Genomic DNA, 13,780 nt, shown 5'->3' with positions numbered 1-13,780 from the left:
CGTCAGCCGAGCTCCCGGCGGCCTCTGTTGCCCGGCCGCCGGGAGCTCCACAGACGGATGGTGTCCGCGTACCAGAAGGGTTTGCCGGCCTCCACGACGTCGGGCGGCGGCAGGTGCCCGTGTTTCCGGTACGAGCGCACCGTGTCGACCTGGACCCCGATGTGAGCGGCGATCTCGGCGTACGACCAGAGGGTCCGATCCGTCATCTCACACGCACCTCCTCGCGATGGCTTCGAGCGGTCAGCCTCGCCGGGTCAACGACATGGGATGACGGGTGAAAGGGCCTGTTGATCAGCTGTTACGCGAAGCCCGCGTAACAGTGACAAACCTGGCAGAGGTGGTGATGATCGGACACCCGTCCGGCGGACGGGACCGGAACTCCGTCCGGGCGAACCCTCAGTCCCCGAACCGGGCGGGCAGGGGCGGTGCTTCCGCCGAGGCGACGGCACGCAGCCGCGCGAGGATGGCGGTGCCCGCCTTGGCGTAGGCGGAGGCGTCGTCGAAGAGCACCGAGTGGAGATTGCCCGACTCCATCAGCGCGATCAGCTCGAAGGCCAGCAGGGGCACATCGAGGTCGGCGCGCAACTGCCCGGCCCCGCGGGCCTTCTCGACGGTGATCTCGACATAGGTGATCCACTCCAGGCGCGCATCGGCGACCAGGTCGTGCACCGGACCGGTCCGCGCGTCGAACTCGGCCGCGACGGCGAGGAAGAAGCACCCGCCGGGGAACACCCGGCTCCGGGAGTACTCCAGCCACCCCTCGCACAGCCGCCACACCCGGGCGATACCGGGAGGCAGTTCGCGCGGGGGCCGCACCACATGGTCGAAGTACAGCTCGCGGGCCGCGCGGACGGCGGCCAGCTGAAGCTCCTCCTTGGAACCGAAGAGGGCGAACACCCCGCTCTTGCTCAGTCCCAGCTCGGCCGCCAGCCTGCCCAGGGACAGCCCTTCGAGACCCTCGACCGAGGCGAGGGCCGTGGCGCGGCTCAGGACCAGGCGGCGCGTCTCGTTGCCGCGCCGGACCCGGTTGTCCGTACGGGGGGTTGTCACCCGGCCATCCTACGAAAGGCCGCGTCCGCCCGGAATGCGTCGGGCGTAGGGTCGGTCGCGTGACCTCGACGCATCCCTTCCTCAGTCCGAGCACCCTCCCCTACGAGCTGCCGCCGTTCGCCGACATCCAGGACGAGCACTACCTGCCGGCCTTCGAGCGCGGCATGGCCGAGCAGCTCGCCGAGGTGCGGGCCGTCGCGGCGGACCCCGAGCCGCCGGGCTTCGAGAACACGATCGTCGCCCTGGAGCGCTCCGGCGACCTGCTGGGCCGCGTCTCGAACGTCTTCTTCAACCGTGCGGCCGCCGACACCAGCCCCGCCGTGCAGGAGATCGAGGCCCGCGTCAACACGGCACTCGCCGCGCACGCCGACGCCATCCACCTCGACCCGGACCTCTTCGCCCGCATCAGGACGCTCCACGACACGCGGCACGAACTCGGCCTGGACGCCGAGTCCCTGCGGCTGCTGGAGCGTTACCACACCCGCTTCGTCCGCGCCGGTGCCGAACTCACCGCCGAGGGCCGCGAGCGGCTGCGTGAGCTGAACGGCGAGATCGCCGAGGCCTCGACCACCTTCGAGCAGAACCTCTTCGCCGACACCAAGGGCGCCGCGATCGTCCTGGACAGCGCGGACGAACTCGCCGGCCTGTCCCCGGACGCCATCGCCTCGGCCGCCGCCAACGCCACCGCCCTCGGTCACGACGGCCGCTACGTGCTGAGCCTGAAGAACTTCTCCAACCAGACCGAACTCGCCTCCCTGGACGACCGCGCCCTGCGCCGCAGGCTGCTGGAGGCGTCCCTGGGCCGCGGTCTCACGAGCAACCGCGCCGTCGTGGTGAGGCTCGCCCGGCTGCGCGCCGACCGCGCCGCGCTGCTCGGCTACCCCTCGCACGCCGCGTACGTCGTCGCCGACCAGACCGCGGGCACCACCGAGGCGGTCACGAACCTGCTGACCCGGCTCGTCCCGGCCGCCGTCGCCAACGCCGAGCGGGAGGCGGCGGCGCTGGCGGAGGCCTCGGGCCTCGCGGACTTCGCGGCGTGGGACTGGACGTACTGGTCCGAGAAGGTCCGCAAGGCCGAGTACGACATCGACGCCGCCGCGATGCGCCCGTACTTCGAGCTCGACCGGGTCCTGAAGGACGGTGTCTTCCACGCCGCGGGCCAGGTGTACGGGCTGAGCTTCACCGAGCGCCCCGACCTGAGCGGCTACCACCCCGACGTGAGGGTCTTCGAGGTCTTCGACGCCGACGGCGCACCGCTGGGCCTCTACCTCGGCGACTTCTTCGCCCGCGCCTCCAAGCGCGGCGGCGCCTGGATGAACAGCCTGGTCGACCAGTCGCACCTGTTCGGCCGCAAGCCCGTGGTCGTCAACAACCTCAATGTCGCCAAGCCCGCGCCGGGCGAGCCGGCCCTGCTCACCTTCGACGAGGTCCACACCCTCTTCCACGAGTTCGGCCACGCGCTGCACGGGCTGCTCTCCGACGTCCGGTACCCCTTCTTCTCCGGCACCTCGGTCCCGCGCGACTTCGTCGAATACCCGTCCCAGGTGAACGAGATGTGGGCGACCTGGCCGCAGGTGCTGGCGCACTACGCCCGGCACCACGAGACCGGCGAGCCGATGCCCGCGGACCTGGTGGCCCGCATGGAGGCCGCCGAGCGCTTCGGGCAGGGCTTCCGTACGGTCGAGGCCCTGGCGGCGGCCGTGCTCGACTGGGCCTGGCACTCCATCCCGGCCGGCCACGACCCGGGCGACGCCGAGGAGTTCGAGGCGGCCGCGCTGAAGGAGGCGGGTCTCGCACTGCCGGCCGTCCCGCCGCGCTACCGCAGCACCTACTTCGCGCACATCTTCGCCCACGGCTACAGCGCCGGTTACTACTCCTACCTCTGGAGCGAGGTCCTGGACGCCGACACCGTCGAGTGGTTCAGGGAGAACGGCGGCATGCGGCGGGAGAACGGCGACACCTTCCGGCGCGAGCTGCTCTCGCGCGGCGGCAGTGTCGACTCGCTCGCGGCGTACGAGGGCTTCCGGGGACGGGCGCCGGAGATCGGGCCGCTGCTGGCCCGCCGGGGCCTGACCGGCTGAGCAGGCACCTTCAGCGGCGGCGGCGGCGGCAAGCAGCAGCGCCGCCGCCGCCGCCCGGTCAGTCGTGCGGCCGTGCCCCGCTGATGCGGTGGTCGGCGAGGCTCAGCGCCTCGTCGACCACCCGGCGCAGATGCCCGTCGGCCAGGGCGTAGACCATGCGGCGCCCCTCTTTCCGCACGGTCACCAGCCCGGCCAGCCGCAGCTTCGCCAGGTGCTGGCTGACGGCCGGGCGGGCGGCGCCGCACATCTCGGTCAGCGTGCCGACATCGGCCTCCCGCTGTCCCAGAGCGTGCAGGATCCGCAGCCGGGTGCGGTCGGCGAGCAGCCCGAGCAGGTCGGCGGCGATGGCGTACTGCTCGGCGCCAGGGTCTCGCGGGTGCGCATCCTGTGCAGGTGACAGGTGCATGCGTGCGCTCATACGCACATAATGACAGTCATGGACGAGCACCGGCACCCCCATCCGCACGACGGTCACGGACAGCCGCACGGCCACGACCACGACCACGGCCATACGCACGGCCACGGCCGAGACGACAAGCACCGCCACGGCCACGGCAGGGCCCGCCCCCACTCCCACGCCGCCGCGGACAAGCTGGACCGCGCCCTCGAAGGCTCCGCCGAGGGCATCCGCGCCCTGTGGATCTCGCTGGCGGTCCTCGGCGCCACCGCCGCCGTGCAGGCGGCCGTCGTCGTGCTGTCCGGGTCGGTCGCGCTGCTCGGCGACACCGTGCACAACGCCGCCGACGCGCTGACCGCCCTCCCCCTGGGCCTGGCGTTCCTGCTCGGACGGCGCGCCGCCACCCGCCGCTTCACCTACGGCTACGGCAGGGCCGAGGACCTGGCAGGGATCGTCGTCGTCGCCACGATCGCGGCGTCCGCGGTCGTCACCGGGTACCAGGCGCTGGACCGCCTGATGGACCCGCGGGACGTGTCCCACCTGCCGGCGGTGGCCGCCGCCGGGCTCGCCGGATTCGCGGGCAACGAATGGGTGGCCCGCTACCGCATCCGCATCGGGCGCAGGATCGGTTCGGCCGCGCTCGTGGCGGACGGACTGCACGCCCGTACCGACGGCTTCGCGTCGCTGGCCGTGCTGCTCGGCGCGGGCGGCGCGGCACTCGGCTGGCGCGCGGCCGACCCGGTCGTCGGGCTGCTCATCGGCGCCGCCATCCTGCTGGTGCTCCGTGACGCGGCGCGCGAGGTGTTCGGCCGCCTCATGGACGCCGTCGACCCCGCGCTCGTCGACGCCGCCGAGCGTGCGCTCCGCGACCGGCCCGGAGTCCTGGACGTCGCCGAACTGCGGCTGCGCTGGATCGGCCACCGGGTGCGGGCGGAGGTTGCCGTCGTCGTGGACGGTTCGCTCGACCTGCGCGCGGCGCACCAGGTGGCCGTGGACGCCGAGCACGCGCTGCTGCATGCCGTTCCCCGGTTGAGCGCCGCCCTGGTCCACCCCGACCCGGCGCCGGCGGCCGGCCTTCCGGATCCGCACGCCGGCCTGGCCCACCACGGCACGTGAGGTACGGCGCGGTTCAGCGCGGTCCCGTGCCGTGGTCGGCCGCCGCCTGTGCGGCCGCGCCCCTGATCCGTCCGGCCAGTTCCCGCAACCGGTCGGCGGGGGCGCCCAGTCCGTTGAGTCGCAGACGGGCGGCCTCGGTGAGGGTGTCGGCGTTGGCGGTGAAGGCCAGATTGAGTGCCTGGCGCACCATCCAGTGGTCGTACGTGAGCAGCCGGACGGCCTCGTCGCGCGCGTTCGCCCGCTCCCCGTCGACGGGCAGGTCCCGCAGCCGCTGGGCGATGCCCTGCAGCACCGCCGCCTGCCGGCTGCCGTCACGGGCCACTTCCGTGGGGACCGGGCCCCGCTCGCCGCACGCGGCGATCACGCGGTCGGCCTCCGGCTGGGCGGCCACCGCCTGGTCCAGGAGCGCGGCCAGCGCCGCGAGTTGCTCGTACGGGGACATGGCTCCTCCGGTCGGGCGTCGCGTGGCCACGGATCTCCCAGTGTGCGCCCGGGGGACGTCCGCGGGGGAACGGTGATGACTGCGAGGAATGATCAGTACCGGATCGGTCACGGCAACATCACAGACCGCTCGCATGTCTGCGCGGACTGTGAGGGTGATGTCACGGTGTCCCCCACACCCAAGCCTCAGGGGGCTCCTGTGACACAGTCGTCGCACACGCAACCACCGGGTTCGCACCCGTCCCAAGGACCCGGCTGGGTCCAGCCGCCGAAGAAGTCGGGGGCGGGGAAAATACTCGGCTTCGGCATCGTCGCCATCCTCGTCGTGGTCGGCGGCAGTGTCGCGTTCGCCCTCCGCACCGGCGGCGACGGGGACTCCGGCGGCAAAGCGCCGGCGGTGAGCACCGAGCCGACGCAGGACGCCGCCGGGCAGGGCCAGTTCAAGGACGATGTGAAGATCGACTCGTGCGGGCTCACGGACTTCACCAAGTCGCCCAGTGCCGAGGTGACCATCACCAACCACGGGGACAAGAGCGCCGACTACCAGGTGCGCGTGGAGTTCAGCGACTCGACGGGACACCTGATCTCCCAGGGCGTCGCGACGACCACGGGACTGGCCGGCGGGGCCTCGGTGAAGGAGAGCGCCCAGGGAACCGGCCCGGCGGCGGGCGACATCACCTGCAAGGTGACCGAAGTGGGCCGCACCGCCGCGAATTGACGCGGTGCGGCAGGAACGGCCCGGCGTCGCCGTTGCGGACGGGCCTTTCCCTCCCCGGCGACTCCGGTCGCCGTGCGGGCCCGCGGCCGGGGGCCGCGGGTTCTCCGCGCGCGGGATCGCGGGCGATTCTCGTACCCACCGGTAGGGAGTCGGGTGCGCCGGACGGGGCGTCGGACCGCCCGCGCGGGGACGGCCGGCCGTCGGCCGTGTGAACGTCTCCCGGTGGCCGGCGAACTGGCGAGAAACGTCCTCTGAACAGGTTGCACAGGCGCGCTCCGCGGCTGGCCGCGAATGGCGAGAATCTGTGCCTCCAGTTTCAACTACGTGTCCCTGTAAGACTGTTGACGATCGTTCTCACGCAACTGCCGCTCGATGCGTACCGCTTCTGCGTGAGATCGCCTGCGTCGGACCGTGGCTGAAAAAGCGGAGCGTCACCGCAACCTTGATCATCATTACCTTGCGTGGATCTGCACGTCTCGTTCATCTTCCATCCGTTCGGCGTTCTCCCCTCCTTGAACGCAACCCCCTCATGTGCCGCGACTGTCAGTCCCGCTTGGGGATGTATTTCGGCCTGTTGCGCGAAAAACACAATGGGGAGGGAGGTCGGCCTTATGGTCCGGCCGCGCGTTCTGTACATGTTGGCCCAGGGGGATGGCAGGTACCTGCCAGGGGTCCAGCATGTGCGTTCGGGGAATCCGGGTGACCCGGACCTCTCCCCGGAGGGTTCGTCGCGCACTGCGAGACCCGAGAGACCTGAAAGACCCGAAAGACCGGGCAGACCCGACAGACAGGACCGTCACGACCGGACCGACCGGCAGGAGCGCGGCGAGGGCCGCCCCGCCGCGGTCGGCTGGCGGCTGGTCGGTGCCAACAACCGTGAACTGGGCCGCAGCGCCCGCGCGTACGCGTCCCTGGCCGAGTGCCAGGCGGCCGTGCTCCTGCTCCGAGAGAACATCGGGCAGGTCCGCGCGCAGCTGGCCATGGCGGATGCCGGCAGCACCTGGACCTGGCGGGTCGCGCTCGGTGGAAAGGACGTCGCGGTGTCCGGCCGCACCTACCAGCGCCAGCGCGAGTGCCAGCAGAATCTGGGGCTGTTCCTGGCCGCCGTCACCGTCGCGGAGATGACCGAAGGAACGGCCCACCGGCCGCGGTTGCGCGGTCTGCGGGCCGCAGCTCAGCCGGGGTCTACGCGAGAAGACTCCGACGAGGGCCGCGGCACGGGCGACGCCCAGGAGACCCGGGGTCCCCGGGACACCACGCCGCCCACCGGGCTGCGGGCCGGGGCGGGGGTCCGATGACCGTCGCACTTCCCGGGTTCGGACGTTCCTCCGAGCCCGGTCCCGATCCCGTGGACGACGCCCCTCGCGACATCCGCGGCAGCGCCGAGCGCGCCGACCTCGCCTTCCGCCTCGTGGCGCGGGGGAGCGGCGCGACGGTGCTCGTCATCATGCTGCTGGTCGGTGTCTTCCTCACCTACCGCGCGTGGCAGGCGCTCAGCGTCGCCGGCTTCTCGTTCCTCACCACGGCGGCCTGGGAACCCGATGCGCACCACTTCGGCATCGCCGCGGTGCTCACCGGCACGGTGCTGATCGGCCTGACGGCGATCGCCTTCGCGGTGCCGCTGGCGGTGGGCACCGCGCTGTACATCTCGGAGTACGCGCCGCGCCGCGTGCGGCGCACGCTCGTCAGCCTCGTGGACCTCATGGCGGCGGTGCCGAGCGTGGTGTACGGCCTGTGGGGCGCCTTCTTCCTGCAGAGCCACGTCGTCGGCCTGTCCCGGTGGCTGGCCACGTACTTCGGCTGGATCCCGATCTTCAAGGTCACGGGCACCGACCCCGACGACCCGCTGGCGACCGCCACGGTCTTCACGTCCTCCACGTTCATCGCGGGGATGGTCGTGGCGCTGATGGTCACGCCGATCGCCTGCTCGGTGATGCGGGAGGCCTTCTCCCAGGCGCCCGTGGGCGAGCGCGAGGGCGCCTACGCGCTCGGCGCGACCAAGTGGGGCATGGTGCGCACCGTCGTCCTGCCCTTCGGGCTCGGCGGCATCATCGGCGGCACGATGCTCGGCCTCGGCCGGGCGCTGGGCGAGACGATCGCGGTCTACATGATCATCTCCCCGGTCTTCGCCATCCAGCCGCACATCCTGCAGAACGGCGCCAACTCCGTCTCGGCGCTGATCGCCCTGCGCTACGGCTCGGCGACCGAGTTCGGCATGTCGGCCCTGATGGCCGCCGGCCTCGCCCTGTTCCTCATGACGCTGGTCGTCAACTTCATCGCCTCCTCGATCGTTGCGCGCAGTCGCTCCGGCGCGGGGGTGGAGGCCTGAGATGAGTGACCTCCTCACCAAGGAGCGGACGGCCCCGGCCGCCCGCCCCGACGAGCCCGAGATCCGGCGCAACACCTCCGGTGTGCACCTGACCGACCTCCTGGCGATAGCCGGAGCCCTGGTCGGCGCGGTCGCGCTGACCTCGCTGCTGTTCTTCTGGGTCGCCCCGTTCGACTCGCTCCTCGGCTTCGTCGTCGTCGCGTACGTGTGCTTCCTCGGCATGTACGCCGTGCTGGTCTCCCTCGACCAGAACGCCGCGGCGGTACGGGACCGAGTGGCGGCGGTGGTGTGGCAGAGCCTGGCCCTGCTGCTCCTGATCGCGCTGGTCTTCGTGGTCTCCTACACCCTGTGGCGCGGCCACGGGGCGCTGGTCCACCTGAACTTCTTCACCAAGGACCTGTCGGACACCGGCCCGCTCCAGCCGCTCACCCAGGGCGGTGTGCTGCACGCCATCGTCGGCACCCTGGAGCACATCACGATCGCCCTGGCGATCACGGTGCCGCTCGGCCTGGCCTGCGCGGTGTTCCTCAACGAGGTGCCCGGCCGCTACGCGCGCTTCGTCCGCACCATCGTCGAGGCGATGACGGCCCTGCCGTCCATCGTGGCCGGCCTGTTCATCTACGCCACCGTCATCCTCATCATCGGCCTGGAGAAGTCCGGCTTCGCCGCCGCGCTCGCGCTGAGCGTGATGATGCTCCCGATCATCATCCGCGCCGCCGACGTGGTCATCCGGCTGGTGCCGAGCTCGCTGCGCGAGGCGTCGTACGCGCTCGGGGCCGGCCAGTGGCGGACGGTGTGGACCGTGGTGCTGCCCACCGCGCGGTCCGGCCTCACCACCGCGGTGATCCTCGGCACCGCCCGCGGCATCGGCGAGACCTCGCCGGTGCTGCTGACCGCCGGATTCACGGCCAGCCTCAACACCAACCCGCTGAAGGGCGCGCAGATCTCGCTGCCGCTGGCGACCTTCTCCCTCGTCGGGTCGCCCCAGCCGAACATGATCGCCCGCGGATTCGGTTCCGCGGCGCTGCTGATGTTCCTGGTGCTCATCCTCTTCGTCCTGGCCCGCGCCATCGGCGGCCGCGGTCCGGGCGAGCTGAGCCGCGGTCAGCAGCACCGCCGGGTGCTGGCCTCGCAGCGGGACGTGGTGCGCATGAGCGCCCGCCGGCCTGCGGCCCCGCGGCCCGCCGCACCGGCCGATTCCGATCCGGTCGACTCGTGACCCCCCGCCGCCCAGACCGCACCACCCGTACCGATCAGGAGCCGCCCGTCATGCCCGGAGCCCGTCCGGCACCGCCCGCACGTACCCGTTCCCAGGCCGTGAGACTGCTCGCGCTGCTGGCCGCCCTGCTGTTCACGGCCGTGCTGCCGACGCCCGACACCGCCGCCGCCGCGACGTACGTCCCGATCTCGGGCGCGGGGTCCACCTGGAGCCAGAACGCGCTCGACCAGTGGCGGGCCAACGTCAAGCAGTACGGCATGACGGTGAACTACAGCGGTACCGGTTCCTCCGACGGCCGCAACCAGTACCGCAACGGCACGGTGGACTACGGCGTCTCCGAGATCCCGTACGGCATCGAGGACTCCGGCGTCGCCGACCCGCCGCCCGCGCGCAAGTACGCGTACATGCCGATCGTCGCGGGCGGCACCTCCTTCATGTACAACCTCAAGATCGCAGGCAAGCGGGTCACCAACCTGCGGCTGTCCGGCGACGTCATCACCAAGATCTTCACCGGCGTCATCAAGACCTGGAACGACCCGGCGATCAAGGCGGACAACCCCGCCCTCGCCAACGCCCTTCCCGCACTCCCGGTCGTCCCCGTGGTCCGCTCCGACGGATCCGGCACCACCGCGCAGTTCACGACCTGGATGGCCAACCAGTACGGCTCGCTGTGGGACGACTACTGCGCCAAGGCCGGCCGCAAAACCCCCCACTGCGGGCAGACCTCCAACTTCCCGCTGGTGAGCGGCCTCCGCATGGTCGCCCAGGCGGGGTCCAACGGTGTCTCCGGCTATGTCGCGCAGGCGGGCAACGTCGGCACGATCACCTACGTCGAGTACTCCTACGCCGTCTACACCACCGGCTTCCCGGTGGTGAAGGTGCTCAACAAGGCCGGCTACTACGTCGAGCCGAAGGCCACCAACGTCGCGGTCGCGCTGCTCAAGGCGCACATCAACCCGGACCTGACGCAGCAGCTCGACCAGGTCTACACCGACAGCGACAAGCGGACCTACCCGCTCTCCAGCTACAGCTACATGATCATTCCGACCAAGCTGGAGTACAAGTTCAACGAGCAGAAGGGCAAGACGCTCGGCGCCTTCGCGTACTACTTCCTCTGCCAGGGCCAGCAGAGCGTCGACGACCTCGGCTACTCACCGCTGCCGATCAACCTCGTGCAGGCGGGCCTCGATCAAGTCCGCAAGATCCCCGGCGTCAAGGCCGAGTCGATCAACATCAAGAACTGCCACAACCCCACCTTCTCCACCAACGGCACCAACACCCTCGCCAAGACCGCCCCGTACCCGCCCGCCTGTGACAAGCAGGGCAGTACGCAGTGCGCGACCGGCACCGGCGGTGCCAAGGCCCCGACCAACGTCGGCGGCAGCGGCGGCAGCAGCGGCAGCGGCGGTTCGGGCGGCACGTCCGGCAGCGGTGGCGGAAACGGCTCCAACGGCAACGGCGGCTCCACCGGCTCGGCCGGGACGTCCGGCAGCGGTTCCGGCGGCAGCGGCGCGGCGACGTCCGGCGGCGGTGACGCGGGTGCCACGGGCGGCGCCGGCGGCGCGACCGGCGGCGGCAGCGCCTCGCCCTCGGTCGACCCGGACACCGGTCAGGTCGTCGACAACGGCGCGGCCGCGGCCGACGGCGGCGGCAACGGTGCCTACCCGATGCCCGTGACGACCGCGAGCAGCATCAGCGGCGGGACCCAGACGACCCTGATGGTGCTGGCCGCGGTGCTGCTGGTGGCCCTCACCATCGTGCCGCCGCTGCTCAACTCCCGCCTCGGCCGCAAGGGGCGGTCATGAGATCCCTCCGCCGGCAGCTGGCCGGCCTGCTCGCCGTCGCCGCCCTTGCGCTCATCGGTGCCACGACCCCGGCCTCCGTTCCGGTGGCGGCTGCCGCGTCCGGGTCCGAGGTGACGGTCTCGGGCCACGACGCCTTCCCCAACCTGAAGGTGACGGTCAGTCAGACCAAGAACCTGGTCAACCAGGTGGTCAAGGTCTCCTGGAAGGGCGCCGCGGAGACGGTCTCGGACAGCAACTACGCGTCCGACTACCTCCAGATCATGCAGTGCTGGGGCGACGCCTCCACCGGGCCCGACCCCGAGCAGTGCCAGTTCGGCGGCTCCTCCGCGCTCGGCGCGGGTGCGGGCAGCCAGGGCGCCGGCGCGTACACCAACACCCGCCAGCTCAACTACGGCAGCCTCAAGGACCCGGCGCAGACACTGCCGCCGCCGACGAAGTCGGGGAACTCCTACGTCCCCTTCCGTTCGGTGACCGGCGACAAGACCGATCCCGGCAACTGGAACGACTTCTACGACGTCAGCACCTCGAACGAGGTCCCCTACGCCCGCAGCGGCCCGGGCGGCACCGGCGAGGTCTACTTCGAGACCCAGACCGCCCTGGAGGCCCCCGGCCTCGGCTGCGGCGAGGTCCCCGAAGGACACACCTCCACCACCGGCCGCAGTTGCTGGCTGGTCGTCGTGCCGCGCGGCGAGAGCGAGGTGGACGGCAGCGCGTACGGCACCCAGCCCAGCGGCCTGCTGCAGTCCTCGCCGCTCAGCGCGACCAACTGGAAGCAGCGCATCGTCGTCCCGCTGCAGTTCGAGCCGATCGGCGACTTCTGCCCCATCGGAGCCGACGAGCGCGGCACGCTCGGCGACGAGGCCGTCGCGGAGGCCGTCGTGCGCTGGCAGCCCACGCTGTGCCAGCACGGCTCCAAGACCATTTACGGCTACGCGCAGATCACCGACGACACGGCCCGCGCCAAGCTGGTCTCGGGCAAGCCGGGCATGGTCTTCCTCAACCGGCCGGCGACCGGGGACCAGGTCCCCGCGGACCAGAAGCCGGTGTACGCACCGGTGACCCTGTCCGGGCTGACCTTCGGCTTCTTCATCGAGAGCCGGGCGGGCTTCGGTGCCCCGGGAGACGTCGTCGCACGCAACGGAACCCGGCTCGGCAAGCTGAACCTCACCGCCCGGCTGGTCGCCAAACTCCTTTCCGAGTCCTACCCGGACGGCAACTCCCGCCTCGCGGACAACACCATCAGCAACCCGCTCAACCTGGGCCACGACCCGGAGTTCCTGAAGTACAACCCGGATTTCAAGGACCTCGACTTCGGCGGGTCCCTGGGCGACGCCCTGGTGGCCGAGCCGCTGTCCGACGCCACGTCGGCGCTGTGGAGCTGGGTGGAGCAGGACCCGGCGGCCCGGGAGTTCCTGGACGGCACCCCTGACAACACCGGTGCCCACGGCGACCCCACCTTCTCGGGGATGAAGGTCAACCCGCACTACAAGAACTTGCAGTTGCCCATCAACTCCTTCCCCAAGAGCGACCCGTTCTGCCAGGAGTTCGACACCCACCCCGACAACCCGCTGTGCATCCAGGACAAGCACCCCTACGCCACCGACATGCACGCCGCCGCGCGCGCCGTCGCACGCGGCGAGACCCTGGCCCGCACGATCTGGGATGCCACCACCCAACCGCCGGCCTACAAGAAGGACCCCCCGCAGCCGGCGGGACAGCGGGCCGTCATCGCGGTGACCGACACCGCGACCGCGCACCGCTACGGGCTGGTGACCGCCGCCCTGCAGAACGCCGCGGGCAAGTTTGTGGAACCGACCACCGCCTCCCTCCTGGCGGCGCAGAAGACCATGAAGCCCAGCGGCGTCGCCGGCGTGCTGAAGAACGACCCCGCCGCCAAGGACGCCGCGGCCTACCCGATCCCGCTGCTCAGCTACGCGGCCACCGTGCCCGAGAAGCTCGGGAAGAAGGAAGGCCAGGAGTACGCCGACCTGCTGCGGTACGCGGTCGGTTCGGGCCAGCGTCCCGGTGTCTCCGCCGGCACCCTGCCCGACGGGTACGCCCCGCTGCCGCAGGCACTGCGCTCGCAGACCCTGCAGGCCGCCTCGGCCATCGTGTCCAGGTCGGGCGTCACGGTTTCCGATCCCGATCCCGACCCCGGCAACGGCGGGAGCACGGGCGGCGGCGGTGACGGCGGGAGCGCGGGTGGCAGCGGCACCGGCACCGGCGGCGGTGACGGCGGAGCCGGTGTTCCGGGCCCGCCGGCCGGCACCCCCACTCCGCCCGCGTCGCAGGCGCCCTCGGCGCCGGCCGCCGTGCCCTCGGGCACTCCCTCGGCCACTCCGGTGGCCGCCGGCAGTCCACTGCCGCCCACACCCGACTGGGCACTCGGCGCGACGCGCTTCGCCCTCCTGATCGCCCTCGTGGCCGGCCTTGTCGCGGCCGTCTGCGGCCCCCTGCTGCCGAGAGTGGCGCCGCGGGTCGCGACCGGCCTGCGGGCCCTGCGCACGAGGGGTCCCAACACACCGCAAGGAAAGGGGTGATGCCCGCACTCGAACCATCGACAGGTCCGCGCCAACGAACTGTCTGAACCATCGCGCCGGGCACCACCCGGCAAAAGCCTAGCC

The 13,780-nt window shown here is 71.6% G+C and carries 12 protein-coding genes; 8 read left to right on the top strand and 4 right to left on the bottom strand.

What is annotated here, in order from left to right; all coding sequences use genetic code 11:
• Positions 1-2: 2 nt before the first annotated feature.
• A complete protein-coding gene (locus ACIP64_RS07985; RefSeq protein ID WP_319661490.1) occupies positions 3-206 on the bottom strand; it encodes a MarR family transcriptional regulator in 204 nt (67 codons plus the stop codon).
• Positions 207-396: 190 nt separating this feature from the next.
• A complete protein-coding gene (locus ACIP64_RS07980) occupies positions 397-1,050 on the bottom strand; it encodes a TetR/AcrR family transcriptional regulator (protein WP_401582941.1) in 654 nt (217 codons plus the stop codon).
• 59 nt (positions 1,051-1,109) lie between these two features.
• Here ACIP64_RS07980 and ACIP64_RS07975 point away from each other — a divergent pair, with 59 nt between their 5' ends.
• The gene (locus ACIP64_RS07975; protein WP_401582939.1) at positions 1,110-3,131 is read left to right on the top strand and encodes a M3 family metallopeptidase; all 2,022 of its coding nucleotides are present in this window, start codon (positions 1,110-1,112) and stop codon (positions 3,129-3,131) included.
• A gap of 58 nt (positions 3,132-3,189) precedes the next feature.
• Here the strand turns inward: ACIP64_RS07975 and ACIP64_RS07970 are convergent, their stop codons facing one another.
• Complete coding sequence (locus tag ACIP64_RS07970; protein WP_401582937.1) at positions 3,190-3,549, bottom strand: ArsR/SmtB family transcription factor; 360 nt, start codon at positions 3,547-3,549, stop codon at positions 3,190-3,192.
• 18 nt (positions 3,550-3,567) lie between these two features.
• Between ACIP64_RS07970 and ACIP64_RS07965 the strand changes: the two genes are divergently transcribed.
• Complete coding sequence (locus tag ACIP64_RS07965; protein ID WP_401582936.1) at positions 3,568-4,644, top strand: cation diffusion facilitator family transporter; 1,077 nt, start codon at positions 3,568-3,570, stop codon at positions 4,642-4,644.
• A gap of 13 nt (positions 4,645-4,657) precedes the next feature.
• On the opposite strand, the gene ACIP64_RS07960 is transcribed toward ACIP64_RS07965, so the two are convergent.
• Positions 4,658-5,086, bottom strand: coding sequence for a hypothetical protein (locus tag ACIP64_RS07960; RefSeq protein WP_401582934.1), 429 nt, complete (start codon positions 5,084-5,086; stop codon positions 4,658-4,660).
• Between the two features lie 198 nt (positions 5,087-5,284).
• Between ACIP64_RS07960 and ACIP64_RS07955 the strand changes: the two genes are divergently transcribed.
• The 6 genes from ACIP64_RS07955 to ACIP64_RS07930 all read left to right on the top strand — a co-directional run bounded on the left by ACIP64_RS07955 (position 5,285) and on the right by ACIP64_RS07930 (position 13,696).
• Positions 5,285-5,803: an FxLYD domain-containing protein gene (locus tag ACIP64_RS07955; protein ID WP_401582933.1), complete on the top strand. Its 519-nt coding sequence runs from the start codon at positions 5,285-5,287 to the stop codon at positions 5,801-5,803.
• Between the two features lie 932 nt (positions 5,804-6,735).
• Positions 6,736-7,101 (top strand): hypothetical protein, encoded by a 366-nt coding sequence (locus ACIP64_RS07950; protein WP_401582931.1) that lies wholly within the window; start codon positions 6,736-6,738, stop codon positions 7,099-7,101.
• Complete coding sequence (gene pstC / locus ACIP64_RS07945) at positions 7,098-8,132, top strand: phosphate ABC transporter permease subunit PstC (protein WP_401582929.1); 1,035 nt, start codon at positions 7,098-7,100, stop codon at positions 8,130-8,132. The genes ACIP64_RS07950 and pstC overlap by 4 nt, the downstream gene beginning before the upstream one ends.
• A 1-nt stretch (position 8,133) precedes the next feature.
• Entirely contained in the window at positions 8,134-9,351 is a 1,218-nt protein-coding gene (gene pstA, locus ACIP64_RS07940) for a phosphate ABC transporter permease PstA (protein ID WP_401582927.1), read from the top strand.
• 50 nt (positions 9,352-9,401) lie between these two features.
• Positions 9,402-11,156, top strand: coding sequence for a phosphate ABC transporter substrate-binding protein PstS (locus ACIP64_RS07935; protein WP_401582925.1), 1,755 nt, complete (start codon positions 9,402-9,404; stop codon positions 11,154-11,156).
• Positions 11,153-13,696, top strand: a complete 2,544-nt coding sequence (locus ACIP64_RS07930; RefSeq protein WP_401582924.1) for a hypothetical protein — start codon at positions 11,153-11,155, stop codon at positions 13,694-13,696. Before ACIP64_RS07935 ends, ACIP64_RS07930 begins: the two co-directional genes overlap by 4 nt.
• The last annotated feature ends 84 nt before the right edge of the window (positions 13,697-13,780 follow it).

Source organism: Streptomyces sp. NPDC088733 (assembly GCF_044751185.1).
Taxonomy (GTDB): domain Bacteria; phylum Actinomycetota; class Actinomycetes; order Streptomycetales; family Streptomycetaceae; genus Actinacidiphila.
Note: the sequence above shows the minus strand (reverse complement) of the source record. Positions and strands in the feature narration are given on the sequence as shown.